This window comes from Neisseria sp. CCUG17229, assembly GCF_047839235.1.
GTDB lineage: Bacteria > Pseudomonadota > Gammaproteobacteria > Burkholderiales > Neisseriaceae > Neisseria > Neisseria brasiliensis.
Window position 1 is genome coordinate 784,388 of sequence record NZ_CP181247.1, and the last position, 24,210, is coordinate 808,597.

The window sequence follows — 24,210 nt, forward strand, 5'->3', positions numbered from 1 at the left end:
CAATAGCTTGAATAAAGGCCGTCTGAACTTCAGACGGCCTTTTTATTGCATTAAACCAGCAATATTAAAACAGGCTCTTTTGTGCTTGATTGAGATAGTTTAATAAAGGTTTGGGGAGTCCGTAATCAGCCAAATCTTCTTGTGCGACCCAGAGGCCGTCTGAAACGTTTTCAGACGGCCTTTCGTCTGTGGTAAACGGGGTAATCATCAAGAGGCGATGAGTCAGGCGGTGGGTGAATGTGGCTTCTTCATTAAGGCCGTCTGAATCCAGATTAAGGACTTGGGCGTATTGTTGTAAATCGGCCAAATTTTCAAAACACGGCACGCAATATAGGCCGCCCCAGATGCCTTTGGCCGGGCGTTTGTGTAGCAGAATTTGCTTGGCTTGGTTGCGCACAATCAGCCAATACAGCGGCAGGGTATGCACTTCAACCGCTGTTTTTTTGCGCGGCAGTTCGGCAATACGGTTTTGCTTTTTGGCTTCGCAAATGTCGTTCATCGGGCATTCGTGGCACAGCGGTTTGGTGCGTTTGCACACAGTTGCGCCCAAATCCATCAAGCCTTGGATATAAGCAGGTATATCTCCGCTTTCAGACGGCAACAGGCTTTCGGCAAGTTGCCAGAGCCGGTGTTCAAATTTTTTGTCTTGTGGATTGCCGTCAAGCGCATACACGCGGCACAGCACACGTTTGACGTTGCCGTCTAAGATGGTTTCGCGTTGGTTGAAGGCGAAAGCGGAAATGGCGGCGGCAGTGCTGCGGCCGACCCCGCATAGGGTTTCCAATTCAAGGCGTGTTTGCGGAAATTCACCGCCGAATTGTGCCACTACCTGCTTGGCCGCTTTGCGTAAATTACGCGCGCGGCTGTAATAGCCCAAACCTGCCCACAGCGATAAAACCTCATCTTCGGCGGCATTGGCCAAGCTTTCGACATCGGGAAAGCGGTTTAAAAAGCGCGGATAATAATCCAATACGGTAGCAACTTGCGTTTGCTGGAGCATGATTTCCGACAGCCAAACAGCATAAGGATTTTTGACTTGCCAAGGCAGATGATGGCGACCGTGTTGGCGTTGCCATTGAATAAGGCGGTTTGAAAAAGTAGCAGATTGGGGCATGGTTCTAGATTGACTCATAAGAGTTTGCGTTGTATCAAAAATAGTTTAAAAACATAGTGTTGTATTATAACATGTAACAAAACTGAAATTGACTTTCATTAGTAGTAGGGCTATAAATAGGGTATGCCGTAATGTGAAGCTTCATCTTTTTTTCGTTTCATCAAACAATAAAAGGAGTTGTACTATGAAAGCTATGGTGTACCACGGAGCGAACGATATCCGTTTTGAAGAAAAACCACGCCCTGAGATTATCGACCCGACCGATGCAGTGGTAAAAATCGTGAAAACCACGATTTGCGGTACCGACTTGGGGATTTGGAAAGGCAAAAACCCAGAAGTAGCCGATGGTCGTATTCTCGGTCATGAAGGTGTAGGCATTGTAGAGGAAGTGGGCTCGGCTGTAAAAAATATCAAAGCGGGCGACAAGGTCATCATCTCTTGCGTGAGCAAATGCTGTACTTGCGACAACTGTAAAAAACAACTTTATTCACACTGCCGCAACGGTGGTTGGATTTTGGGCTACATGATTGACGGCACACAAGCCGAATATGTGCGTACGCCTTATGCAGACAACAGCTTGATTCCATTGCCTGATTCGGTAAATGATGAAGTGGCTTTGTTGTTGAGCGATGCGCTGCCGACCGCGCATGAAATCGGTGTGCAATATGGTGATGTAAAACCGGGCGATACCGTGTTTATCGCGGGCGCCGGCCCTGTGGGTATGTCGGCTTTGCTGACTGCACAGCTGTATAGCCCTACTGCATTGATTGTATGCGACATGGACGAAAATCGCCTGAAAATGGCGAAAGAATTGGGCGCAACTCATGTGATTAACCCAAGCTCAGGCAATGTTGAGAAACAAGTATTCGATATTGTCGGTGAAGACGGTGTAGATTGCGCGATTGAAGCAGTCGGTATTCCGGCTACTTGGGAAATGTGTCAAGAAATCGTGAAGCCGGGCGGCCATATCGCGGTAGTGGGCGTACACGGTCAGTCAGTTGATTTCAAACTGGAAAAACTGTGGATCAAAAACCTTGCCATTACTACCGGTTTGGTGAACAGCAATACCACTGAAATGTTGCTGAAAGCGATTTCGACCAGCTCAGTAGATTACACCAAGATGATTACCCACCGCTTCAAATTCAGCGAATTGGAAGAGGCGTATGATGTGTTCAAGCACGCATCTGAAAATCAAGCCATGAAAGTGGTGTTGACTGCGGATTAATCATTAAGATGTAACTTGCATTTTTATGATGTAAAAAAGCCGTCTGAAACATATGGTTTCAGACGGCTTTTATTTTTATGCGTTAAGCCATCATGACTGATTGATTAATCACAATCAAACTAAAAGGCCGTCTGAAAGCAAATACTTTCAGACGGCCTTTGATGGTTTAGCCTACGCTAATTATACATTCACTTTTTCGGCAACTTCGTTGTAGCTGGCGATTTCGTTGAAGTTCATGTAGCGGTAAATTTGATCACCGTTTTCATCGATGATACCGATGTTGGCTTGGTATTCTTCGATGGTTGGGATTTTGCCCAGTTTCGAACAAATCGCGGCCAATTCTGCCGAACCCAAGAACACGTTGGTGTTTTTACCCAAGCGGTTCGGGAAGTTACGGGTAGAAGTAGACATTACAGTCGCGCCTTCGCGTACTTGTGCTTGGTTACCCATACACAATGAGCAGCCCGGCATTTCCATACGCGCACCTGCGCGGCCTAATACGCCGTAGTGACCTTCGTCGGACAATTGTTTCGCATCCATTTTGGTCGGCGGTGCAATCCACAGGCGAACAGGGGTATCGTTTTTGCCTTCCAGCAATTTAGAAGCGGCACGGAAGTGACCAATGTTGGTCATACAAGAGCCGATAAACACTTCGTCAATCACGGTGCCTGATTTTTCAGACATGAAGCATACATCGTCTGGGTCATTAGGGCAGGCGATGATTGGCTCTTTGATGTCGTCCATGTTGATTTCGATAACCGCTGCGTATTCGGCATCGGCATCGCCTTCCAACAATTGTGGATCAGCCAACCAAGCTTCCATGGCTTTAATGCGGCGTTCCAAAGTGCGGGCATCTTCATAACCATCGGCGATCATGTTTTTCATCAACACGATGTTAGACGTCATGTATTCGATGATTGGCTCTTTGTTCAGTTTCACGGTACAGCCGGCTGCTGAACGCTCAGCAGAAGCATCAGATAATTCAAACGCTTGCTCAACTTTCAGATCAGGTAAACCTTCAATTTCCAAGATGCGGCCAGAGAAGATGTTTTTCTTACCGGCTTTGGCAACAGTCAGCAAACCGTCTTTGATGGCATACAATGGAATCGCGTTCACCAAGTCACGCAAGGTTACGCCCGGTTGCAGTTTACCGCTGAAGCGTACCAATACAGACTCAGGCATATCCAAAGGCATCACGCCAGTTGCCGCAGCAAAGGCTACCAAGCCAGAACCGGCAGGGAATGAAATACCGATTGGGAAGCGGGTGTGTGAGTCGCCGCCGGTGCCGACTGTATCAGGCAACAGCAAACGGTTCAGCCATGAGTGGATCACGCCGTCACCCGGACGCAGAGAGACACCGCCGCGAGTAGAGATGAACTCAGGCAATTCTTTGTGGGTGCGTACGTCAACCGGTTTCGGATAAGCTGCGGTATGACAGAACGACTGCATCACCATATCGGCAGAGAAGCCCAAGCAAGCCAAGTCTTTCAGCTCGTCGCGGGTCATCGGGCCGGTAGTGTCTTGTGAGCCGACAGTGGTCATGCGTGGTTCGCAGTAAGTACCTGGGCGAACGCCTTGGCCTTCAGGCAATCCACATGCGCGACCCACCATTTTTTGTGCCAATGAGAAGCCGGCATTGCTTTCAGCAGGGGCTTGTGGCAAACGGAATTTATCAGAAGCAGGCAAGCCCAAAGCTTCGCGTGCTTTAGCAGTCAAACCACGGCCGATAATCAGGTTAATACGGCCACCGGCTTGCACTTCGTCCAGCAATACTTGAGATTTCAGCGTAAATTCGGCAACGGTTTCGCCGTTTTTCACGATTTTGCCTTCGTATGGCAAGATGTCGACAACATCACCCATTTGCAGGGCAGATACATCTACTTCGATTGGCAGTGCGCCAGAGTCTTCTTGGGTGTTGAAGAAGATTGGGGCAATTTTGCCACCCAGGCATACGCCACCGAAGCGTTTGTTTGGTACGAAAGGAATGTCTTCACCGGTATGCCAAATTACAGAGTTGGTTGCCGATTTGCGTGAAGAACCGGTACCCACTACGTCGCCAACGTAAGCGACAGGGTGGCCTTTGGCTTTCAATTCTTCCAATAATTTGATTGGACCCACTTCGCCCGGTTTGTCAGGATTGATACCGTCGCGTGGGTTTTTCAGCATAGCCAAGGCATGCAGAGGGATGTCAGGACGGCTCCATGCATCAGGTGCTGGAGACAAGTCGTCGGTGTTGGTTTCGCCATCAACCTTGAATACGGTAACGGTGATTTTTTCTGGAACAGCTTCGCGAGAAGTAAACCATTCGGCCTCAGCCCATGATTGCAACACTTCTTTAGCGTGCGCATTGCCTTTTTCGGCTTTTTCTTGAACGTCGTGGAATGAATCGAACATCAACAAGGTGTGTTTCAAACCTTTGGCTGCGATAGGCGCCAATTGGTCATTGTCGAGCAATTCGATTAACGGATGAATATTGTAACCGCCGAGCATGGTACCGAGCAATTCGGTCGCGTATTCGGCAGAAATCAGCGGGCTGGAAGCACTTCCTTCGGCAACGGCAGCCAAGAAAGAGGCTTTCACTTTGGCGGCATCATCCACGCCCGGTGGAACGCGGTTAACCAACAGATCAACCAAGAATTCACCTTCGCCTTCAGGCGGGGTTTTCAACAGCTCGATCAAATCGGCAGTTTGCTGTGCATCGAGGGCAAGGGCAGGAATACCAAGGGCAGCGCGCTCAGCAGCGGCTTTGCGATAGGCTTCTAACATCTCTTTGTTCCTTTATGGTGTTTTTCTTCTGAGGGATTGCAAAAATTTGCGTTAAAGATTGTGAACAATCCTTCTTCATTATCATAGACTAATTTTAAGGAATTGAAAATACTCTTGTTGTAAGATGTAATAAAGATTTTTTATCATATTAAAGAATTAGGCCGTCTGAAAATATCTGTGTATAAAGTAAGACTTTAAACAACAGATTTTTTCAGACGGCCTGATTGATACAATAATCTGATATGGTTGATTATTTGTTGCTTTTACGCGTTTTCTTTGCCGCTGCTTTAGGCTCTTGGTATTCGCTGCCGTCAGCCAGCAGTAATTTTGGTGCTTCGCCTTTGTCAATGACGCTTTGATTAATCACGACTTTTTTCACGTCTTTCAAATCCGGCAGCTGATACATGGTGTCGAGCAGGCAGCGTTCAACAATCGAACGTAAGCCGCGCGCGCCGGTTTTGCGTTCCATGGCTTGCTTGGCAATGCTGCGCAGGGCATCTTCTTCTATTTCCAATTCAACATCTTCCATGCCGAACAAGATTTGGTATTGCTTAACCAAAGCATTTTTCGGTTCAGTCAGAATATTGATCAGGGCATCTTCATCTAATTCGGCCAAAGTGGCGATCACCGGCAAGCGGCCGATTAACTCAGGAATCAGGCCAAATTTGATTAAGTCTTCCGGCTCGACGGTTTCGAATAATTCGGAAATATTGACGTTTTCATCTTTGCTGTGTACTGCTGCACCAAAGCCGATGCCGCCTTTTTCCGTGCGTTGGCGAATGACTTTTTCCAAGCCGGCAAATGCGCCACCACAGATAAACAGGATATTGGTGGTATCGACATTGATGAATTCTTGATTCGGATGCTTACGGCCACCTTGTGGCGGAACGCTGGCAACGGTGCCTTCAATCAGTTTCAGCAAAGCTTGTTGCACGCCTTCACCTGATACGTCGCGGGTAATAGACGGGTTGTCGCTCTTACGGGAAATTTTGTCGATTTCGTCAATATACACAATACCGCGCTGGGCTTTTTCGACATCGAAATCACATTTTCCCAACAGTTTGGTGATGATTTGCTCTACGTCTTCACCGACATAACCTGCTTCGGTTAAGGTAGTGGCATCGGCCATTACGAAAGGCACGTCCAATTTACGTGCCAAGGATTGGGCTAGTAAGGTCTTGCCCGAACCGGTCGGACCGATCAGCAGGATATTGGATTTGGATAATTCAACATTGCCGTTGGCTTTAGGGTGGCGCAAGCGTTTGTAATGGTTGTAAACGGCAACAGCCAAGGCTTTTTTTGCGTGTTCTTGCCCGATAACGTGATCGTTGAGATTGGCTACGATTTCGGCGGGTGTCGGCAGAGGGGCGTTCTCAGCAGCTTTGGGGCCATCCGGTTCGGCAGGGCTATCGCTCTCGGAATCTTGCAGCATGACACCGCAGGTTTCCACGCATTCGTTACAGATAAAAGCGTGCTCGCCTTCAATCAAATTTTTGACTTCATGTTCTGACTTGCCGCAGAACGAGCATGAGCGTTTTTCTTCAGACATAGTTTTTATTCTTTAAAATATTAATATGACAGCAGGGAAATCTTCCTAGAATGATTTCTTGATAAAGTTGTTTAGTATAATAAGTATCGTCGGGTTTATCAAATTTGCTGTCGGATTGTTGCGAAAATTTCGACATTGGGTGAAAGGTTGGCGGGATAACTTGCAAACAAACGCAAAGATTCAATGACTTGCTTTACATTTTTTTAAAAATTGTCGAAAATGACGGAATATTTTAATTGAAATGTTGTAACAAATCCGTGAAAGATACCGCTATGTCAGTAAAAAAATGGTGTAACAAATTAAGTGCGGCCTGCTTGGGTGTGACACTTGCAGCAACGGCTTTTCCTGCTGCTGCCAATGATATGGATGTATTGGGTCAGTTTCTAGAACAGAATTTCCCAACCCAGCAAGACCCGTTGGGCGCATTTGCCGAAACACAAGCTGAGAAGGTAGAAGCCCAAGCCATGATGGCGGGGCCGTTGTTGTCGTCGCAATCTGCGCTGATTCTGAATAACCGCACGGGTGAAGTGTTGTATCAGAAAAACGCCAACCGCGTGATGCCGATTGCGTCGATTTCAAAATTGATGAGTGCGATTGTGATTTTGGATGCCAAATTGGACATGAATCAAATGGTTGAGATTACACCGGCTGAGATTGACCGCTTGAAAGGTACCGGCAGCCGGCTCAGTATCGGTACTACATTACCGCGTAGTGAATTACTGCATTTAAGTCTGATGAGCAGTGAAAACCGCGCCACGCATGCGTTGGGTCGCACTTATCCGGGCGGCATGAGTGCATTTGTGGCGGCGATGAATGCCAAGGCGCAAAGCTTGGGTATGTACAACAGCCGTTTTTATGAGCCAACCGGTTTGGATTTTCGTAATGTGTCAACGGCACATGACTTGAGCCGTCTGGTTGCGGCAGCCAGCAAATATCCGCTGATCCGTACAAATTCAACTTCTAACTATGGTTCTGTCCAGACTGTGCGCGGTCGCCAGAATTACAAAAATTCCAATGCCTTAGTGCGTGAAGGCGCATGGAATATTGAGTTGCAAAAAACGGGTTATATCCGTGAATCAGGCCGCTCGATGGTAGTGAAGGCGAATGTACAAAACCAGCCAGTGACCATCGTTTTGTTGAATTCACCAAGCTCGGTACTACGTGTTAAAGATGCACGCAGTATCCAATCGTGGATGTTGCAAACCCGTTCTTAATGATGTGATTAAGAAAGGCCGTCTGAAGATTATCGGTAAGATAGAAGGGTTCAGACGGCCTTTTTGCGTATGAAAAGTATTTGAACAAACCGCATTCACACGTTATATTGTGTACATTAACTGGGAGCCATTGATGACGATTCAGAATAAACACTATGCTTGGTTAACTGCTGCTGTATTGGCAGTGAGCGGTTGTACTTCAGTAGCGGACATGGTCGGCTATGATTCAGCTACCTTGAACGAGGCTGCAGCAAAAAATTACACACAGGTCATGCAAAAGGCACAAAGCCAACGCATTTTGGATACGACTTCACAAACTGCGCGCCGCGTGCATGCCGTATTCAACCGTATGAAACCATACGCCAATCAGGCCAACCGCACGGGTGTGCCGTTTAACTGGCAGATGAGCGTGATTCGCAGCAACGAAATGAACGCATGGGCGATGCCGGGCGGAAAAATGGCAATGTATACCGGCATGGTCGAGCGCTTGAAGCTTACTGATGATGAAATTGCAGCTGTGGTCGGCCATGAAATGACCCATGCCTTATTGGAACACAGCAAAAAAGCCATCGGCGGCCAAGTGTTGACCGGTTTGGGCGGTTCGATTTTGGCAAGCGCCACTGGTGTTGATGGCAGTTTGATTGGTTTGGGTACGGATTTAGCGGCGACAAAACCGTTTTCACGCCGTCAGGAAAATGAAGCCGATGCCGGCGGTGTGCGCTTGATGGCGCAGGCCGGTTACAATCCGCAAGCGGCCATCAGCGTTTGGCAGAAAATGAATCAAGCGCAAAGCGGTACGTCGATTTCAGTATTGTCGACCCATCCGGCCAACGATGCGCGTATTAGTGCTATCCGTAAAATGTTGCCGGAAGTGATGCCAATTTACGAGCGCAGCAAACGCTGATTGGAAGATTGAATAGCAATAAGGAGGCCGCCTGAAACGAATAATCTGTTTCAGACGGCCTTTTATCATGAAGCTGCTGATGCCGTGTGAAAGCTTACATCTGAATCGAACCATCAACCGTAATGCTGATTTCTTCCGAACCCGGTGAGGTAGTTTCTACTGTATCCGCCATCATGGCAGGTGCCGGTGCGGCGGCGCGGTACATTCTGCCTGCTGTCATGTTTTCTGATTGCACGCTGTTGCTTCCGATGTGGCCTAAGTTGATTTTAACGATTTTGTAATCGCGGTGGCCTAAGGTTTCTGCCAAGGTTTGGGCGCGTTGTTTGAAGCGGGTGATGGCGGACTTGCTCACTTCGTCAATCACCGATTCGCGTTTTTCTTTGGATACGCTGAAATGAGTGTATTGGAGATGGGCATCATTTTGGGTGTCGGCGATCAGGCGGTTGAGCGCGGTGAAGTCTTTGCTTTCTACTTTGAAATCAGCGCGTTCTTCCCAGCCGGTTTGGGTGCGTTTGCCGTTGGTGTATTGATAACGCGGCGAAACATTGCGGCTGAGCAATTCAGTTTTGAAGGCGCTGTTTTTGGCTTGGCGGTTAAAACTGTTGAATTTTTTGATAAAGGCAGCATTCACCGCTTGTCGCTCTTTACCCTCGGCGCGTACTTGGAAACGGGCGGTCATGGTGTCGCGCGGTACTTCCATTACGGCGCTTTCGGAGAATTCAACGATGTTGTAATGTAAAGGCTCGGCGGCTACAGGCAGGGCAGCGAGTAATAAAGCAGTTAAGGTCGGGCGGAGCATGGCTTTTCCTTTTGGGGATGTTATAAGGTAATAATCTAGCATATTGTTATGCAAAATGGTGTAAGGCCATCTGAAAGAATGTGTTTCAGACGGCCTTTATCATATTTTACGCGCTGGTTGGTTAGCCAAAGAAGCCCATTTTCACTTGAATCAGTTTTTCCAATTCGCGCAACACACGGCGGCGGGAAACGAAGAAAATCACATGGTCACCTTCTTGCAGGATTTCATCGGTGTGGTGTCCCATAATCACTTCTTCACCGCGCACCAAGGCCGCAAAATGGCAGCCGGTCGGCCAATCAACATCGCTGATTTTGCGGCCGACAATGGCGGAAGTGTTTTCATCGCCGTGCACAATCACTTCAATTGCTTCAGCCGTACCGCGGCGCAGTGGATGCACGGCCACCACGTCGCCGCGGCGGATATGCGCCAGAATCGATCCGATGGTGGTTAAGTGCGGTGAAACCACAATATCGATTTTGTTGCCTTCTAATAAATCAACGTAGCTGGAGCGGTTGACGATGGCAATCACGCGCTTGGCGCCGAGATTTTTGGCCAACAGGCTCGACATGATGTTGTTTTCATCGTCGTTGGTCAGTGCACAATAAATATCGATTTCGTCGATGTATTCTTCGTTGAGCAGCGATTCGTCATTGGCCGAGCCGTGCAGCACCAAGGTATTGTCGAGATTTTCTGCCAACCATTCGGCGCGGGTGGCATTGTATTCGATGATTTTGATGTCGTATTTGTTTTCCAGCTTTTTGGCCAAGCGGTAACCGATGTTGCCGCCGCCGGCAATCATGATGCGGCGGCTGCGTTGCTCTTTCGGCCGCAATTCGCGGATGATGGCATCAATATTGTCGATGTTGGCGACAAAAAATACTTCATCGCCTTCGATAATCACGGTTTTCGATGATGGCACAATCAGGCGGTTGTTGCGGTAGATGGCGCAGATTTGGCAGTCGATGCCTTCGGGTAGGTGGGCGTTGATGTCAGCGATTTCCTTGCCGACCAGCAAACCGCCTTGTCGCGCCTGCACAATGACCATCTGCACTTTATTGTCGGCAAAGTTCAAGACCTGTAATGCGCTATTGTAGCTGAGCAGACCGACCAATTGTTCGGTCACCAATTGTTCGGGGCTGATGGTTTCGGTGATGTCGAAGATGTTCAGGCTGTTGCTGTCCTCGCCTTCTTTATTGGGAAAACTGTATTCCAAATACTCACTCGAACGCACGCGCGCGATGCGGTTGGGTACGTTGAAAATATCGGCAGCGATTTTACAGGCAACGATGTTGGTTTCGTCACTGCGGGTCAGTGCGAGCAGCAAATCGGAATCAGCAGCGGCAGCGCGTTCCAATACGGAAGGCGATGCTCCGTTGCCAATAATGGTTTGCACATCGAGCTTGCTGCTGAGCAGATGCAGGGCTTTTTCATCGACATCGACAATGGTCACATCGTTGCTGGGCAGGGAAGCAAGGTTTTGGGCAACGGTCGAGCCGACTTGGCCGCTGCCGAGAATCAGGATTTTCACGGTGATTGAATTTGAGAGAAACAGAATGCGTTTATTGTATAACAAAGGCCGTCTGAAAACGAAGTTTTCAGACGGCCTTTGTCGATTTCAGGTCAGTTTACCGGAGTGATTACCAGTAGCCCAGCACCTTCCACCACATGATGCCGATGGTGCCGAAAATCAGCAATTCCAACACGCTCATGATAAAGCCTGCTTTCCACCATTCCTGCATGGTAACGAAATTAGAGCCGTAAATCACCGGAGATGAACCGGAAGCGTAGTGGGTCAGCGACATCATGATGCCGGTCGAAGCAGCCATCACCAAGGCAAACAGCATCGGTGGTGCGCCCAAGGCCAAACCTGCGCCGTAGAATGCACCGAACATGGCAGTGACGTGGGCGGTGCCGCTGGCGAACATATAGTGTGAATACACATAAGCCGCCACCAATAAGGCACAACCGCCGACCCAATCCAAGCCCATACTGGAAATACCGGCTTGCAGGTAATCAGACAGCCAGCCGATTAAGCCCAATTTGTTTAAGAAGTTGGCCATCATCACCAAGGCGGCAAACCAAACGATGGTATCCCATGCGCCTTTTTCTTTCAGTGCGTCTTCCCAAGTCAATACACCGGTGAGCAGGCACAATGAAAAGCCCAAGAAAGTAGTGGCCGTAGCGTCGATTTTCACACCGAACAGCATTTCCGGCACACCTGCCCATAACACCAGCAGCAACAGGAAAATGCCCAGCATGATTTTTTCGTTGCGTTGCATCGGGCCCATTTTGTGCAATTCTTCTTTGGCTAACGCAGTGGCATTCGGCGTTTGCTTAATTTCAGGCGGATACAGGAAATACAGCACAATCGGCATAATCAGCAAGGCAACCAAGCCCGGCACGACCATGGCCATAAACCAAGTGCCCCAAGTCAGGTGAATGTCGGAATTGGTGGCTTTGGCAACCAGCTCGACCACCAAAGGGTTAGGCGCGGTGGCGGTAATGAAGATACAGCAGGTAATGATGTTGGCGTGATAGTTGACCAAAGCCAGATATTTACCGATTTTGCCTTCTGTACCGTTTTCCGGATTGGAATCAAAGCTCAAGGCAATGGATTTCATAATCGGGTGCACAATCGCGCCACCGCGTGCGGTGTTACTCGGGGTAACCGGTGCGATGAACAAATCGGCAATCGCCAAGCTGTAGCCCACGCCCAAGGTGCGTTTGCCGAACCATGAAATCAACAGATAACCGATGCGTGCGCCCAAGCCCGTTTTCAACAGGCCGCGTGAAATCATGATGGCGACACCAATCATCCAAATCAGCGAGTTGTTCAAGCTGCTCAAGGCATCTTTCATGGCTTGGCCGGCCGGATTTTTCACCGGTTGGCCTTCCACCAATTCAGGCACGGTCACACCGGTGAGCGCCACCAAAGTAATCGCCAACATCGCCATCGCACCAATCGGCATGGCTTTGCCGATGATGCCCGCGATGATGCCGACAAACAATGCCAACAAATGCCACGCTTGCGGTGACACACCTTCCGGCACCGGAATGCCGAACCAAATCAGCAGCGTCAGCGCCAGCGCGACCGCCGCAGGGATAGGTTTAAAACCCATGTTTCATCTCCAATCAGAAGTATCGTCAAAACTGTTTTCAGACGGCCTTTTTCATCAGGCCGTCTGAAAGATTAAAAGAATGTGCAGTTTGATGTTTTTCTTATGTTTGTCAGACGGCCTTGAAAGAAACTAGGCAGCCTGTTTTGGTGTGGTTTTTATGTTTGGTAGCGATTCAGGCGGCATCATAGCGCAAAACTTTGAGGCCGTCTGAGCTCTTAGCCAACACTAAAAGGATTGATGACATACATCAATTTTCAGACGGCCTTTTTAAACAACAAAGGTTTTAAGGCCGTCTGAAAGCGGGTTTACTCGTGTTCGCTCGGCGCCAAACCGTATTCTTCCGGGAAGGTACGCAATGAGCTTTGCAATACGGTGACTGCGCCGTCAATCAAGCCGCAGCGGCCGCTTCTTGGCAACAGTTGGCACAGGCTTTGCAAAGCGCGCAAGTCGTCGGCGGTACCGATGCCGGTATCCACGCGGTTAAGCAGTCGCGACAATTGGAAGGTGCCGCCTTTGCACGGCGGGCATTGGCCGCAAGAGTTGGCCGCGAAAAATTCCACGTATTCCGACACTTTACGCACCACGCTGGTGCCTTCCGAAATCACAATCATCGCACCGGTGCCGAGACTGGATTTGCGTTCGCGCACGGACACAAAATCCAGTGGCACATCCAAATCTTTGGCCGTCAGCAAGGTATTTGACGGGCCGCCGGTAAACACGGCTTTGAAGGTGCGGCCTTCGAGCATACCGCCGCCGTATTCAAAAATCAGCGTGTAAAGCGTGGTGCCCATCGGTAATTCGTATAAGCCCGGGTTCAACACGTCGCCCGATAGCGAATACAGCTTGGTGCCCACCGCATCGCCCAAGCCCAAGCTGCGGTACCATTCTGCGCCTTTGGCCAAAATTTGCGGGATATTGGCGAAAGTTTCGGTGTTGTTAATCAGCGTTGGTTCGCCGTTAACACCGCTTTCGGCAGGAAATGGCGGCTTGCGGCGTGGGAACGGGAAACCGCCTTCCAGCCATGAAATCACCGCGGTTTCTTCGCCACCGATGTAGCGGCCGGATGTTTCCACCAGCTGCAAATCCAAAGGTTTGCCCAAATAGTTTTCAATGCGGATAAACAAATCGCTTTGTTTCCATTGCTCAATCGCTGGAATCAAGGAAGCAATTGATTCGGTTTGGTGCGGGTTCACATATAACACCGCTTTGTTGGCGCGACAGGCAACCGCCGCAATCAACACGCCTTCAATGACTTGGTGCGGGGTTTGTGCCAGTAAGACGCGGTCTTTAAACGTACCCGGTTCGTCTTCATTGGCGTTGCACACAACATATTTGTCGCCGTTTTTGCTTTGCGCTGCGACCGCTGCTTCCCATTTGCGCCAAGTCGGGAAACCCGCACCGCCCATGCCGCACAAGTTGGCTTCTTGCAGCTTGGACACAATGTTTTGCGGGTCGGCCAATGCCGCCAACAAGCCTTCGCCGCCGCCGACATTGCGCCAAGCGGCTAAATCCGCGCCCACTCGGCGGGCAGGGTGTAATAAGTTTTGGTTGGCCTGATTCATGATTGCACCTCCTGCAAGCCTGCGTGTTCGCGTAAATCGAATGTGCCGTAATCCGGATACAATACCGGCGCTTTGACATCGCTGGTCAAACCGGCGCGGGTCATTTCACGTTGCAAATCATGCACATGATCAACACCACCGCGCACTTTTTTCAATGGTAAGCCGCAGTTGGCTGCTGCCACACCGGCACGTCGGCCGAAGCTGATGATGTCGAGCAGGGCATTGCCCATCAGGCGGTTGCGGCCGTGAATGCCGCCGGTCACTTCGCCTGCCGCGTATAAGCCCGGTACGGTGGTTGAGCCGTCGCTGTTGATTTCCATGCCGCCGTTTTGGTAGTGCAGCGTCGGGTGAATCATCATTGGTTCGACTTTGGGATTCACGCCGCATTTGTGGGCAACGTGGCCTAAAGTCACCAAGCGGTTCAACACTTCGGGATCGTTTTCAATCAGGCGCGGGGTGTCTAAGAACACGCCGACTTGACCGTCGCGCACCACGCCTCGGCCTTCGGCCACTTCACGCAAAATCGCAGCGGCAACCACGTCTCGCGGTTGCAGTTCATCCACAAAACGCTCGCCCAAACCGTTGACCAATTTGGTGCCTGCCGAACGCACGGCTTCCGAAATCAACGCACCGGCCAAATGCGGCGGATGCGCCACGCCGGTCGGGTGGTATTGGAAGGAATCGACATCGCGCAATTTCACGCCGATGCGGTAGGCCATCACCAAACCATCGGCGGTGGCGCCGTAGTGATTGGACGTGGCAAAACCCTGCAAATGCAGACGGCCTGAACCGCCGGTTGCCAACACCACAGATTTGGCGTGTACCAACAGCAGGCTGCGTTTTTCCAAATCGTACAAAATCGCACCGACACAGCGGCCGTGTTCGTCAGACAACAATTCAATGGCCGGATGGCGGTTGAGCTGGGTGATGTTTTCGTCGAGCTCCACCGCTTCACGCAACACGCGCATCATTTCCAAGCCGGTAAAGTCGCGGTAGTGCAGAATGCGTGGCACGGTGGTGCCGCCGGCGCGTTTGCGGCTCAAATGGCCGTTGCTGTCGGCACCTTGCGCCAAATCAAAGGTCATGCCCAAGCCAATCAGCCAACGGATGGCCGATGGCGCATCGGTGACCATTTGTGCGACCAAGGCTTTTTTTGCCGCGTTGTGGCCGCCTTTGATGGTGTCATCGAAGTGTTGCTGCAGGCTGTCTTCTGCGCCGACAGCTGCTTGGATGCCGCCTTCGGCCATCACGGTGTTGCTGTCGCCGATACGCAGTTTGTTCGCCATCATCACGCGGGCACCGGTTTCGCTGGCCGACAACGCCGCCGCCGCACCTGCACCGCCGCCGCCAATCACCAATACATCAGTGTGAACGTGTTCGGCACGCGATAAATCGTAATCGTCAATCAAGGGCTGGCTGATTAAGAGTTTGGCCAAATCAGGGTGACAATAGTCGCCGGCATTCGGGCCAATCGGCAGCTTCACGCGTGCGCTTGGTTGGTAATCGGGGTGGAAGCGGCTTAATAATTCGTCTTTCGGCGGCAAATCGGTGCGCATTTCCAATGATGAGGCACGCAGATTGGCCAATGCGGTTTCGTAATCAATACCGGTTACTTGCTTTTCCATTTCAGACGGCCTCCTCTTCAAATTCCACGCGCATTTTGCCGCTGTCGATTTCGCGCAGACGGCGCATTAAATCTACCGGACGTAATGTACGCGCGGCTTTCATGCGGCGGGCAAACAAGCCCAAGTGGTTGGGGCGGATATGCTCAGGGCAGGCCAGCGTGCATAAATTACACATCACGCATTGGTCGAAGGTATCGGCTGCCGCTCCAAAATCACCCAAGACCACTTGTGCCACACCGTTTTCAACCTGCAAGCCTTTCGGGCAGGCGCGGTTGCAGCCACCGCAGTGACGGCAGTTTTGCGCTTCGGGGAAAGATTTGGCGGTGTCGTCGAGCCAGTTCCAGCCGTCGCCGATTTCTTTGATGTCGTAATACTGAATATGCTCAGGGATAAAGTAATCAATAAAGCTCACCTGCATACCGGCTTCGACTTTAGTTTCGCAGGCAAGGGCGGTGGTGACATCGCGTTCACCTTCTTTGCGCACCATGCAGCGGCATGAGCCGCACACGCCTTGACCCATACAGCCGACATTGGCGGTAATCGCGCTGCCGGCACGGGCGTAGGCCTGAATAATGGACGAGTCGGGCGAAGCGTGTACTTCGTGGCCGTCGATGGTGAGGGTAATCAAATCACTCATGGGTTGTGTCCTGTTGAAAAGAAAAAAGTAATGGTAGTGTGTTGCTTTGTATTTTTATTACTTGGCTTTGATTTTTTAAATCTGAGTAAACTTGTCAGGAATTTTTCATTATAAATCAAGGCTTATTTGATGGAATAAGTGTAGCAGAAATCGAAGTCGATGGGATGACACGGAGAGGTAATGAGGCCGTCTGAAGGGTTGTGAACAAAAAAAGCGTGATTTTAGGCCACCTAAACACTAAAAAACTGATTATCAAAGAAAAATAATTTCATGATAGATAGAAATTGAAGAAAATTACGATGATGTTTAAGAATAAATCTCATTATTTATAAATCAGATATTTTTATAATTTATTGAATATTATTATAAAAAAATTTATTTAAGGCTGATGGATTGCTGTGTTATTTAATTTCATTAATTGAATGTAACTTGATGTTGGTCAAACGCTGCCGTTAAAAAGATGACAAAAATTTTGCGATTGTGTAGTTTACATTATCCAAAAAGGCCGTCTGAAAACAGGGTGATAGCGAATTAGGCTTGAAAACAGCCAGTTATCCGAGTGATGGGGCGGCATAGGCAAAGCTTAACCATAGCCTTGATGAAATGTAAGATTATTCCAAATTGGTGCCCAGATAAAAGATTCATGTTCTCAAATTCTGAGTAAATTTATCAATTATTAAATTAAAGTAAAATCAAAAGATTAGCAAATGCAGACTGTTTTTCTGCCTTAAAAACAAGCACTATACAGCCTACCAATAGGCCGTCTGAAAACAGACTCTGCCCACAACAACACAAACCAAACTTTTTTATCTAAAAAGGAACTGCCATGACCATCATCAAACAAGAGGATTTCATCCGCAGCATTTGCGATGCCTTCCAGTTTATCAGCTATTACCACCCGAAAGATTACATCGACGCGTTGTATCAGGCGTGGCAGAAAGAGGAAAATCCGGCGGCCAAAGATGCGATGACGCAAATCTTGGTCAACAGCCGCATGTGTGCCGAAGGCCACCGTCCGATTTGCCAAGATACCGGCATTGCCACCGTGTTTTTGAAAGTCGGCATGAATGTGCAATGGGATGCCGAAATGAGCGTGGAAGACATGGTAAACGAAGGCGTGCGCCGTGCCTACACTTGGGAAGGCAACACCTTGCGCGCTTCCGTATTGGCCGACCCTGCGGGCAAACGCCAAAACACCAAAGACAACACACCGGCCGTGATTCACATGAGCATTGCGCCGGGCGACAAAGTAGAAGTGACCTGTGCGGCCAAAGGCGGCGGCTCGGAAAACAAATCCAAATTGGCGATGCTCAACCCTTCTGACAACATCGTCGATTGGGTGCTGAAAACCATTCCAACCATGGGCGCGGGCTGGTGTCCGCCGGGCATTTTGGGCATCGGTATCGGCGGTACCCCTGAAAAAGCCGTGTTGATGGCCAAAGAATCGTTGATGGATCACATCGACATTCAAGATTTGCAAGCCAAAGCCGCATCAGGTGCCGAATTGTCGACCACTGAAGCGCTGCGTTTGGAATTGTTTGAAAAAGTCAACGCATTGGGTATTGGCGCACAAGGCTTGGGCGGCTTGACTACCGTATTGGACGTGAAAATCTTGGATTACCCAACCCATGCCGCTTCTAAACCGATTGCCATGATTCCAAACTGCGCGGCAACCCGCCACGTTGAATTTGAATTGGACGGTTCAGGTCCGGTAGAACTCACCCCGCCGAGCGTAGAAGACTGGCCGGACATCACCTACAATCCCGACAACGGCAAACGCGTTGACGTAAACAACCTGACCAAAGAAGAAGTGGCCACATGGAAAACCGGCGACGTATTGCTGCTCAACGGTAAAATCTTGACCGGCCGCGATGCCGCGCACAAACGCATGGTGGATATGCTGAACAAAGGCGAGCAATTGCCGGTTGATTTCACCAACCGCCTGATTTACTACGTAGGCCCGGTTGATCCGGTGGGCGATGAAGTAGTGGGCCCGGCCGGTCCGACCACCGCGACACGCATGGATAAATTCACCCGCCAAATGCTGGAACAAACCGGCCTGCTCGGCATGATCGGCAAATCCGAGCGCGGTGCCGCCACTTGCGAAGCCATTGCCGACAACAAAGCCGTGTATCTGATGGCGGTGGGCGGCGCGGCCTATCTGGTGGCTAAAGCCATCAAAGGCGCAAAAGTGTTGGCGTTCCCAGAATTGGGCATGGAAGCCATTTACGAGTTTGACGTCAAAGACATGCCGGTAACGGTAGCAGTCGACAGCGACGGCCAATCCATCCACGCCATCGCGCCGAAACAATGGCAAGCCAAAATCGGTATTATTCCGGTGGAAAGCTAATCAGGTTTAAATCATCAAAGGCCGTCTGAAAACAGAGTTTTCAGACGGCCTTTTTCATATTTGTCACAATCAATTCATCTATAAACCTATTAAAATCAAGGCGTCTATATTGTTTTCATGCCGCTGTAACACAGCTTTGCCAAACTGAAGCCGATTTCACCACAACCATAAAAGGAACACACAATGTCTCCAAAGCTCACTGGTGGCGGCCGCAAGCTGTTTATTCTCGATACCAATGTGATGTTGCACGACCCGTCTTGCCTGTTCCGTTTTCAGGAACACGACATTTTCATTCCAATGGTGACCTTGGAGGAAATGGACAACCATAAAAAAGGCTCGTCCGACGTGGCGCGTAATGCCCGTCAGACCAGCCGTTATCTGGATGAATTGCTTAATGCCGAGCCGCACGGGCTGCATCAGGGCATTGCGCTGAATGTATTGGGGCATGTCGATGCCAAAGGTAAATTGTTGCTGCAAACCGAAATGCTGCAAGCCGATTTGCCCGAAGTATTGAGTGGGCAAACCGGCGATAATCAGATTTTGGCGGTGGTGATGAGCCTGTCGCATCGAATTTGCGGCGATTACGATTATGTCGCGCTAGTGTCGAAAGACATCAATATCCGCATCAAAGCGCGTACGTTGGGTTTGAATGCCGAAGACTACATCAACGATAACGTATTGGAAGACAGCGATATTTTATACAGCGGTTTGCGCAGGCTCACGCCGGAATTTTGGGCAAACAACGGCACGCATTTGAATTCATGGCAGGAAAATGGCCGCGCCTATTACCACATCGAAGGCAATGATACGCCGCATTTACTGCTCAACGAATTATTGGTGGATGAACACGGCGAACCGCCTTTGAGCGCACGTGTTATCGAGCAGAACCACGGCAAAGTGTTGCTCGAAACCTTAAAAGATTACAGCGGCCGCAACAATGTATTCGGCATTTCCGCCCGCAACCGCGAACAAAACTTTGCCTTAAATTTATTGATGGATCCCGAAATCGATTTGGTAACGATTTTAGGACAGGCCGGCACCGGCAAAACGCTGCTGACGCTTGCTGCCGCGTTGACGCAAACCTTTGATGACAAGCGCTACAACGAAATCATCATGACCCGCATCACCGTACCGGTGGGCGAAGACATCGGTTTTTTACCGGGCACGGAAGAAGAGAAAATGAATCCGTGGATGGGCGCGTTGGAAGACAATTTGGAAGTATTGACCCAGCAAAACGATGGTGACGAATTCAGCGCGTGGGCGAAAAAAGCCACGTCCGACTTAATCCGCGCCCGCATTAAAGTGCGCTCGCTTAATTTTATGCGCGGGCGCACGTTTCAAAACAAATTCGTCATCATCGATGAAGCGCAAAACCTGACCGCCAAGCAGATGAAAACCCTGATTACGCGTGCAGGCAAAGGCACGAAAGTGGTGTGTTTGGGTAATTTGGCACAAATCGACACGCCGTATCTCACCGAAGGCAGCAGCGGCTTAAGTTATGTTGTGGAGCGGTTTAAAGGTTGGCAGCATTACGGCCATATTACACTGCAACAAGGCGAGCGATCACGCTTGTCGGATTTTGCGGTGGAAGTGTTGTAGGCTAAAGAATAATCATGCCGAGACCTTTGCAAACTCCCCATCTTTGGCACATTTCTTCGTTATGCGCTGCTCGAAAGCTTGCCTATCTTCGTGATATGTCTGCGCTTTCTGTGCTGCTATAACTTCGAACTGCACTCAAATCTGGGGTTTTGCAAAGGTCTCATGCCGTCTGAAATGTTTCAGACGGCATTTTATTTTCCCAAAAAAGAGAGGCACATTTCATCACTTTTGCGTCAGCGCAAAACTTTGCGCCAGCAATTCCCACACCAAATCCGCATCTACTTCCGCTAAAACCAAGCTCACCCAATGCGTTTTGTTCATGTGGTAAGCCGGCAAAACGCCTGGCATCTGCCGCAAGCTGCCGACCATTTCCGGCGGGCATTTCACGTTTAGCAAAGCCACATTGCCAGCGCCTTTGCGACCGATTTTTTCAGCAGCCACCGGCAGATAAGCGCCGAACCATTTCTGTTTGCCATCAGCATGGCGGAACACGGCGTATTTGGGAAATTTCGCCCACAAATACTGCGGCTCGGCGCCGAAGCGCTTTGCAATGCCGCTGAATAAAGTTGCCTGATTCATATTCAGACGGCCTGTTTCGGCGATAGAAATGCATCCAAGCGCGGATTATTGTCGCGTGGAATCGGGCGCGGACGGCCTTCGTGGTCAATGGCAACGAAGGTGAATACCGCTTCTGTGACCAGCTCAAGCGGAATATTCGGCTCATCGGCGACAAATGGTTTCACCCACACTTCCACTTCGATTTTCAGCGAGGTATTGCCCACGCCCAAACAACGCGCATACACGCCGACCACATGGCCGACTTTGACCGGCCGCAGAAAACTCATTTCCTGTACCGAAACCGTGACAATCCGCCCCTGCGCGATTTCCGCCGCTAAAATGCCACCGCCCAAATCCATCTGCGACATAATCCAGCCGCCGAACACATCTAAATTGGTGTTGGTGTCTTTTGGCCGCGCGACCGTGCGCAGCATCAATTCGCCTTCGGGCTTGGCGTGTGTGGTTTGATTTTCGCTCATGTTTCTTCCTTTGTTGTCATACCAATCAAACTTTATTTTACGATGAAAACAGGCCGTCTGAAACCTTTATCCCGACTTTCAGACGGCCTGTTTTCAATGCTAAAATTTTGTTTCACTTCAAATCAGGATTTTCCCATGCACCCGATTCGCGAACCGCACCGCAGCGGCTTATTGCCCGTATCCGCACGCCATCAAATTTATTGGGAAGAATCCGGCAATCCCGACGGCTTGCCGGTGATTTTTCTGCACGGCGGCCCCGGTGCAGGCGCTTCGCCGGCGTGTCGCGGATTTTTTCATCCCGATGTGTACCGGATTGTGATCATTGACCAACGCGGTTGCGGCCGCTCGCTGCCTTATGCCTGCATCGAAGACAACACCACTTGGGATTTGGTGGCCGACATCGAAGCCGTGCGCCGCATGCTCGGCATTGAAAAATGGCTGGTGTTCGGTGGCTCATGGGGCAGCACCTTGGCCTATGCCCAAACCCATCCCGAGCGCGTGGCCGGATTGGTGTTGCGCGGCATTTTCCTGTGCAGGCCGTCTGAAACCGCTTGGCTGAACGAGCAGGGTGGTGTCAGCCAAATTTATCCGCAGCAATGGCAGCAGCTTCTCGCCCCAATTCCCGAACACAAACGCAACAATCTGATTGCCGCTTATCACGAATTATTACACGGCGAAGACGAACAAGGCCGTCTGAAAGCGGCCAAAGCATGGGCAGATTGGGAAAGCTATTTGGTGCAATTTGAACCGAAAGACGTGGACGAAGACGCGCAAGAATCACTCGCCATCGCCCGCATAGAAACGCATTATTTTGTGCATCAAGGCTGGTTGCAAGGCGATAAAGCGATTTTGAACAACATCAATCCAATCCGCCATATCCCAACCATCATTTGTCAAGGCCGCTACGATTTATGCACCCCGATGCAAAGCGCATGGGAACTGGCGCAAGCCTTTCCCGAAGCCGAATTGCGCATCGTGCAGGGCGGGCATTCTTCGTTTGATGAGGGGTTAAATACGGTATTGAAAGAAGCGGTGGCGGAGATGGTGGACAAGGCGGATTGGTAAGATTGGGAAAGGCCGTCTGAAATTTCAGACGGCCTTTAGGCTTTTTAAAGCACTGGTATATATAAAACTGGCGTCATTCCCGCGCAGGCGGGAATCCATTTTTTGATAAAAACAAACCTTTGAATAAAATCAGTCTCTTAAAATTTAAGATGGATTCCCGCCTGCGCGGGAATGACGGTTTAAAGATATGTAAAAAAATTACTACTTTTCAAAGTGTTATCATTTATTTAGAGCCCGACGACAGCTTTTAAGAATCCAATAACTTGCATTGCAGGAATGGTTTCAATTGCTTTTTCTGTAAGGGTTTCTAGTGCAGAGTTTTGTACAGTTTTTAAAGCTTCTTTTAATTGATTTTTTTCTTCTTCAGGAATTTCAGCTTCTGAAATTTTTGCAGTTAATAACTGTTGGATTGTCTCGGAATGCAATTTTACAGTTACAACATTTAGAATGGCTGATAATCCGCCATCTTGCTCTATAAAGTCTATACCTTTAGCTGTTATGCTAATTCTAGAGCCTTCTGGTATTAAGTTATCTTCATATTGAGATAGAATTTGAATTGATATAAGCGAATGCTCTTCCAAGTATAATAAATTTCTAATTAAATCTTTTTGAAATGGCAAATTCCGAATTGATTCATTAGATTCATCACTTGAACAATCTTCAGACTCTGATGATTCTTCATTATAATTTTGCATACCATTTATAATATTGTCATTATTTTCATGATCTAAATAATGCTCGAGCATCCAGAATTCTAAGGGATTCGGATATTGATCACGTAAGCTATGAAGAATATTGTTTTGTAATTCTCTACTTATCCAAGACATACTTTATCCTTGTTTTGAGTTAAATATGGATGAGTAAATTTTTAATAAATTTGATATTACTAGATAGAAAGGCCATCTGAAAAGCTAAATTAACCTTTCAGATGGCCGTTTGATTATTTTTGTAGTTGTAGGCTTAGCTTTGCTTAAAACTAAATTCAACTATCAGCTGCATTTAAATCTTGTTAAGCCTGTTCGTTCCAGCGCTCAATCGATTCTTTAATCACTTTTTTGGCTTCTTCCACATCGCCCCAAGATTCAACTTTGGTGGTGCCTGCTTTTTTCAGGTCTTTGTAGTGGTTGAAGTGGAATTCGATTTGTTTGATTAATTGTTGCGGCAGGTCGGCCAGTGATTGGTAGGCGTTGCCGTTGTTGCGGTCGTCGGCCGGTACGCAGACGATTTTGTCGTCCACTTCGCCGTCGTCCACGAATTTCATCACGCCGATCACACGGGCTTCTAAGAAGATGCCGGTGGCCAATGGCTGCTCAGTCACCAGCAATACGTCGAGTTCGTCGCCGTCTTCATCCAAAGTTTGCGGGATAAAGCCGTAGTTGGTCGGTTTGGCGAAAATTGCAGGCTCTACGCGGTCGAGTTGGAAAGCGGCTAATTTGCGGTTCCATTCGATTTTGTGGTTGCTGCCGCAAGGGATTTCGTTGACTACGTTGATGATGCCGCCGTCTACATCGCCCGGGGTCAGGATTTGGTTAAAATCTGCCATGTGTGTTTCCTTTGAAAATAGGTTGGGTTAAACGGGCAAAGTATAGCAAACAAAAGGCCGTCTGAACACTTGGGCGGGGTTGGTGTGGTGGCAAGGGGCTGA

19 protein-coding genes are annotated in these 24,210 nt (G+C 49.3%); 6 read left to right on the plus strand and 13 right to left on the minus strand.

Features of this window, described 5'->3' with window-relative positions; all coding sequences use genetic code 11:
* Window positions 1-64 precede the first annotated feature (64 nt).
* Window positions 65-1,114, minus strand: a complete 1,050-nt coding sequence (gene mutY / locus ACM67B_RS03690; protein WP_416190513.1) for an A/G-specific adenine glycosylase — start codon at window positions 1,112-1,114, stop codon at window positions 65-67.
* A gap of 184 nt (window positions 1,115-1,298) precedes the next feature.
* On the opposite strand from mutY, the gene ACM67B_RS03695 reads away from it, so the two are divergent.
* A complete protein-coding gene (locus ACM67B_RS03695; protein ID WP_416190192.1) occupies window positions 1,299-2,339 on the plus strand; it encodes a zinc-dependent alcohol dehydrogenase family protein in 1,041 nt (346 codons plus the stop codon).
* Between the two features lie 180 nt (window positions 2,340-2,519).
* Here ACM67B_RS03695 and acnB read toward each other — a convergent pair whose 3' ends face one another.
* Both acnB and clpX read right to left on the minus strand, forming a co-directional pair.
* On the minus strand, window positions 2,520-5,105 hold the full coding sequence (acnB, locus tag ACM67B_RS03700) for a bifunctional aconitate hydratase 2/2-methylisocitrate dehydratase (protein ID WP_416190193.1): 2,586 nt from the start codon (window positions 5,103-5,105) through the stop codon (window positions 2,520-2,522).
* 250 nt (window positions 5,106-5,355) lie between these two features.
* Window positions 5,356-6,654: an ATP-dependent Clp protease ATP-binding subunit ClpX gene (gene clpX / locus ACM67B_RS03705; protein ID WP_416190194.1), complete on the minus strand. Its 1,299-nt coding sequence runs from the start codon at window positions 6,652-6,654 to the stop codon at window positions 5,356-5,358.
* A 272-nt stretch (window positions 6,655-6,926) separates the two neighbouring features.
* Here clpX and ACM67B_RS03710 point away from each other — a divergent pair, with 272 nt between their 5' ends.
* Entirely contained in the window at window positions 6,927-7,868 is a 942-nt protein-coding gene (locus ACM67B_RS03710; protein WP_095503744.1) for a serine hydrolase, read from the plus strand.
* A gap of 133 nt (window positions 7,869-8,001) precedes the next feature.
* A complete protein-coding gene (locus ACM67B_RS03715) occupies window positions 8,002-8,772 on the plus strand; it encodes a M48 family metallopeptidase (protein WP_416190195.1) in 771 nt (256 codons plus the stop codon).
* 94 nt (window positions 8,773-8,866) lie between these two features.
* Here the strand turns inward: ACM67B_RS03715 and ACM67B_RS03720 are convergent, their stop codons facing one another.
* The 6 genes from ACM67B_RS03720 to ACM67B_RS03745 all read right to left on the minus strand — a co-directional run bounded on the left by ACM67B_RS03720 (window position 8,867) and on the right by ACM67B_RS03745 (window position 16,514).
* Entirely contained in the window at window positions 8,867-9,571 is a 705-nt protein-coding gene (locus ACM67B_RS03720) for an SIMPL domain-containing protein (RefSeq protein WP_416190196.1), read from the minus strand.
* Between the two features lie 121 nt (window positions 9,572-9,692).
* Window positions 9,693-11,099, minus strand: a complete 1,407-nt coding sequence (gene trkA, locus ACM67B_RS03725; RefSeq protein WP_100563446.1) for a Trk system potassium transporter TrkA — start codon at window positions 11,097-11,099, stop codon at window positions 9,693-9,695.
* Between the two features lie 109 nt (window positions 11,100-11,208).
* The gene (locus tag ACM67B_RS03730; RefSeq protein ID WP_416190197.1) at window positions 11,209-12,690 is read right to left on the minus strand and encodes a DASS family sodium-coupled anion symporter; all 1,482 of its coding nucleotides are present in this window, start codon (window positions 12,688-12,690) and stop codon (window positions 11,209-11,211) included.
* Window positions 12,691-12,995: 305 nt separating this feature from the next.
* Complete coding sequence (locus tag ACM67B_RS03735; protein ID WP_416190198.1) at window positions 12,996-14,252, minus strand: complex I 51 kDa subunit family protein; 1,257 nt, start codon at window positions 14,250-14,252, stop codon at window positions 12,996-12,998.
* Window positions 14,249-15,877, minus strand: coding sequence for an FAD-binding protein (locus tag ACM67B_RS03740; protein ID WP_416190199.1), 1,629 nt, complete (start codon window positions 15,875-15,877; stop codon window positions 14,249-14,251). Before ACM67B_RS03740 ends, ACM67B_RS03735 begins: the two co-directional genes overlap by 4 nt.
* A gap of 1 nt (window position 15,878) precedes the next feature.
* On the minus strand, window positions 15,879-16,514 hold the full coding sequence (locus ACM67B_RS03745; protein ID WP_416190200.1) for a 2Fe-2S iron-sulfur cluster-binding protein: 636 nt from the start codon (window positions 16,512-16,514) through the stop codon (window positions 15,879-15,881).
* An 826-nt stretch (window positions 16,515-17,340) separates the two neighbouring features.
* Here ACM67B_RS03745 and ACM67B_RS03750 point away from each other — a divergent pair.
* Both ACM67B_RS03750 and ACM67B_RS03755 read left to right on the plus strand, forming a co-directional pair.
* Window positions 17,341-18,864, plus strand: a complete 1,524-nt coding sequence (locus ACM67B_RS03750) for a fumarate hydratase (protein ID WP_416190201.1) — start codon at window positions 17,341-17,343, stop codon at window positions 18,862-18,864.
* A gap of 183 nt (window positions 18,865-19,047) precedes the next feature.
* A complete protein-coding gene (locus tag ACM67B_RS03755; RefSeq protein ID WP_416190202.1) occupies window positions 19,048-20,463 on the plus strand; it encodes a PhoH family protein in 1,416 nt (471 codons plus the stop codon).
* Between the two features lie 222 nt (window positions 20,464-20,685).
* Here ACM67B_RS03755 and ACM67B_RS03760 read toward each other — a convergent pair whose 3' ends face one another.
* Both ACM67B_RS03760 and yciA read right to left on the minus strand, forming a co-directional pair.
* Window positions 20,686-21,042: an MmcQ/YjbR family DNA-binding protein gene (locus tag ACM67B_RS03760; RefSeq protein ID WP_416190203.1), complete on the minus strand. Its 357-nt coding sequence runs from the start codon at window positions 21,040-21,042 to the stop codon at window positions 20,686-20,688.
* A 2-nt stretch (window positions 21,043-21,044) separates the two neighbouring features.
* Window positions 21,045-21,500 (minus strand): acyl-CoA thioester hydrolase YciA, encoded by a 456-nt coding sequence (gene yciA, locus ACM67B_RS03765; RefSeq protein ID WP_095503339.1) that lies wholly within the window; start codon window positions 21,498-21,500, stop codon window positions 21,045-21,047.
* 135 nt (window positions 21,501-21,635) lie between these two features.
* On the opposite strand from yciA, the gene pip reads away from it, so the two are divergent.
* Complete coding sequence (gene pip, locus ACM67B_RS03770; protein WP_416190204.1) at window positions 21,636-22,565, plus strand: prolyl aminopeptidase; 930 nt, start codon at window positions 21,636-21,638, stop codon at window positions 22,563-22,565.
* 227 nt (window positions 22,566-22,792) lie between these two features.
* Here the strand turns inward: pip and ACM67B_RS03775 are convergent, their stop codons facing one another.
* Together ACM67B_RS03775 and ACM67B_RS03780 are read right to left on the minus strand one after the other, a co-directional pair.
* Entirely contained in the window at window positions 22,793-23,392 is a 600-nt protein-coding gene (locus ACM67B_RS03775) for a hypothetical protein (RefSeq protein ID WP_416190205.1), read from the minus strand.
* Between the two features lie 182 nt (window positions 23,393-23,574).
* Window positions 23,575-24,108 carry an inorganic diphosphatase gene (locus ACM67B_RS03780; RefSeq protein WP_095503335.1) on the minus strand — a complete coding sequence of 178 codons (534 nt, stop codon included), beginning with the start codon at window positions 24,106-24,108 and terminating at the stop codon, window positions 23,575-23,577.
* Window positions 24,109-24,210 lie beyond the last annotated feature (102 nt).